The organism is Longimicrobium sp., from assembly GCF_036554565.1.
Lineage (GTDB): Bacteria > Gemmatimonadota > Gemmatimonadetes > Longimicrobiales > Longimicrobiaceae > Longimicrobium.
In genome coordinates, this window is the sequence record NZ_DATBNB010000589.1 from 1 (window position 1) to 3354 (window position 3354).

At 70.5% G+C, this 3354-nt stretch carries 2 protein-coding genes; one reads left to right on the forward strand and one right to left on the reverse strand.

Annotated elements, in window-relative coordinates; all coding sequences use genetic code 11:
- Positions 1 to 108 precede the first annotated feature (108 nt).
- Positions 109 to 2313 carry an ATP-binding protein gene (locus VIB55_RS16215; protein WP_331877706.1) on the reverse strand — a complete coding sequence of 735 codons (2205 nt, stop codon included), beginning with the start codon at positions 2311 to 2313 and terminating at the stop codon, positions 109 to 111.
- Positions 2314 to 2518: 205 nt separating this feature from the next.
- Here VIB55_RS16215 and wrbA point away from each other — a divergent pair, with 205 nt between their 5' ends.
- Entirely contained in the window at positions 2519 to 3202 is a 684-nt protein-coding gene (gene wrbA / locus VIB55_RS16220) for an NAD(P)H:quinone oxidoreductase (protein WP_331877707.1), read from the forward strand.
- Positions 3203 to 3354 lie beyond the last annotated feature (152 nt).

Below are 3354 nucleotides of genomic sequence, written 5' to 3' on the forward strand. Positions count from 1 at the left end.
GAACACCAGGAGAAAGCATCACGCGGAGGCGCGGAGGACGCGGAGGAACGGAGGAAACCCTCCCGCAGTTCTCCGCGACCTCCGCGCCTCCGCGTGAAACCAGCAGTTTCAGACGTCGACCGGCAGCTCGCGCGGAAGACGGACGGTGAAGCGCGTGCCCTGCCCCGGCGTGCTTTCCACCGACACCTCTCCACCCAGCATCTGCGAAACCTGCCGCACCAGCGCCAGCCCCAGCCCGGTACCGCTCACCCGCAGGTGCTTGGCGGTCTCGGCCTGGTAGAACGGCTCGAACACGCGCGCCAGGTGCTCGGGCCCGATGCCGATTCCCGTGTCGGCCACCACGAACTCCATCTCCCCTTCCCGAGCCGTCACCTGCAACTCCACCGACCCGGTCTCGGTGAACTTGATGGCGTTGGAAAGCAGGTTCAGCAGGATCTGCCGGATCTTGCGCGCGTCCGACCGCATGGGCACCGGCCCGTCGGGCACCCCCACGTGGAACGCCAGCCCCTGCTGCCCGGCCAGCGGCTCCAGCATCTCGCCCACGCCCACGGCCAGCTCCACCACGTCGAACTCGTCGACATCCACCCGCTCGCGCCCCGCCTCGATGCGGCTGAAGCTCAGGATTTCCTCGATCAGCTCCAGCAGGTGCCGCGCGCTCGCGCCGATGCGCCGCACCTGCGCCTGCGACGCGGTGGGGATGGTTTCGGGAATGCCCATCAGCAGCAGGTCGGAGTAGCCGATGGTGGCGTTCAGCGGGGTGCGCAGCTCGTGGCTCATCGTGGCCAGGAAGTCGGCCTTGGCGCGGTTGGCCTCTTCGGCCGCGGCGCGCGCCCGGCGCTCGGCGTCGTAGAGGCGCGCGTTGTCCACCGCCACGGCGGCCCACGAGGCGATGCCCACCGCCAGCCGCTCGTGGGTCTCGCTGAACAGCCCGGCCCCCTCGTGCCCCAGGAAGATCCCCCCGATCACTTCGCCCGAGCTGGAGGTGACGGGCACCGCCAGGTAGCTGCGCACCGGCAGGTGCCCCTTGGGCATGCCGAAGTGCGGCCCCATCGTCCCGTACCGCGGGTCCCGGGTGATGTCGTCGCTGCGCACCACCCCCTCGCCCGCGAAGGTGGGATGGAACACCGGCGTGTTGCGGGGATTGGGAAACCGGGAGAACGCCTCGCGCGGCACGCCCGAGACGGTGTACAGCGTGTACGATTCGCCGGCCTCGTTCTGCTGGTTGTAGAAGAAGGCGCCGAACTGGGCGCCGGTGAGCGCCGTGGCCGCGTCGGTCACCCGCTCCACCAGCGCCTCCAGGTTCAGCTCCGAGGCGAACGACTCGCCCAGCGAATGCAGCGTCTCGGCCACGCGGGCGTGCTCGCGTAGCACCGACTCGGCGCGCTTGGCCTCGGTGACGTCGTAGTAGTGCTCGATCCGCCCGCCCGCGTACAGGCCGGAGTGGATGGGGCGGCTCCAGTGCGCCAGCCAGCGCCCGTCCTTGAGCCGGCACTCGAACTCGGCGACGGAGTCGTTGGCCGCGTAGATGGCCCGCAGCCGCCGCTCGAACCCGTCCGAGTCCTCCACGCGGTGCTTCAGCTCCTCGTGAAGGAGGCGCCGCTTGTCGCGGTCGAGAATGCCGACCCGCTCCACGTCGAAGAAGCGTTCGATGGCGCGGTTCACCCAGATCACCCGGAACTCCGCGTCCAGGATGATGGTGCCCACCTCCGAGGTGTCGAGCGCGTCGTCGGCCAGGGCGCGGTAGCGCGCCTCGCTCTCGGCCACGGCGTCACGCGTCTGCCGCCGGGCGGCCACGCGCGCCTGGATCTCCGAAACGGCCAGCGCCGCCAGGTCGTCCAGGATCTCCATGTGCTCGCCGGTCCACTCCCGCGGGTGGAAGTCGAAGACGCACAGGGTGCCCAGCGTATGGCCGTCGTCCGTCGTCAGGGGCGCCGCGGCGTAGGCGGCGATCCCCGATTCGGTGGTCGCGCGGCTGTCGCGGGTCAGCGGATGCTCGCGCACGTCGGCCACCCGCAGCGGCCTGGCCGACGCCACCACGTGCTTGCAGTACGAGAAGTCCAGCGGAACGGCCCCAGCAGAGCGCCACGGCTCCGGCCCGTAGCAGGCCCGCGGCAGCTGCTCGTCGGCCGTCAGCAGGTTCACCTGCGCCACGGGCGCGTGCGTGGCGCGGGCCGCGGCACGCGCCAGCCGGTCGAACGCCTCCACGCGCTCTCCGGCCAGCAGGTCCGCCGCGCGCAGCACGTCCAGCCGGGCGGGATCCGTCAATGTGGCGATCAACTCGTGCTCCAGTCGCGGTCCGTCCGGCACCGGCACCCGTCGGAAACGTTGAAAAACCCGGTTGGCCGCCGCACGCGGGGGGCAAGAAGCACACCGGCTAACTCACGCCAGGCTCTCCATCTGCCGGGATGCCGCCGCCGGGTATGCCGATTGCATTTCCCCTGCTCCGCGCAAATCGCCTTAGTACTAAGATAAATGGCGCAGGCGACCGACAGACACCCGCGAAAGGCAGGGAACGAGGATGGCGACGAACGTTCTGGTGATCTACTACAGCAGCTACGGGCACACGGCCCGCATGGCGCAGTCCGTGGCCGAGGGCGCCCGCGGCGCGGAGCCCGACGTGGAGGTGCGCGTGGTGCGCATTCCCGAGCTGGAAGAGGCGCGGCGCGCCATGTCTACACAGGAGTGGTACGTAAAGGCGCAGGAGGCGCACGCCGACATCCCGGAAGCCACGCTCGACGACCTGCGCTGGGCCGACGGTATCATCTGGGGAATGCCCACGCGCTTCGGCAACATGTCGGCGCAGGTCAAGCAGTTCATCGACACGGCGGGCGGGCTGTGGGCCAACGGCGAGCTGGAGGACAAGGCCACGGGCATCTTCACGAGCACGGCCACCATCCACGGCGGCCAGGAGACCACGGTCATCACGGGCCTGGTGCCGCTGCTTCACCTGGGGATGATCTTCGTGGGCACGCCGTACGGGCAGAACCCGCAGATCCTGACGACGGACGGCATCGGCGGCTCGCCGTACGGGCCCGGAACGCTGGCGGGGAACGACGGGTCGCGCCAGCCGGAGGAGCGCGAGCTGACGACGGCGCGCAACCTGGGAAGCCGTGTGGCCAAGGTTGCCCGCCGGCTGAAGAGCCTGCGCGCCACCCAGGAGCACGGCCAGCAGCCCGACGCGCCGCAGTACGAGGGGCAGTAGGCGGCCCCTCCCCCGGCCCCTCCCCGCACGGTACTGCTGTGCGGAGAGGGGAGAAGGTCAGGCGGGAGAGCTGGGCTCGGTGCACTCGACGGCCGCCCCCCTCTCCCAGCCTCTCCCCCGTAAACTGCACGGGGGAGAGGAGCACTTCGTCG

What these genes read in the sequence shown, in the direction of transcription:
- wrbA (WP_331877707.1), top strand. Translation starts at nt 2,519, where the DNA reads ATGGCGACGAACGTTCTGGTGATCTACTACAGCAGCTACGGGCACACG.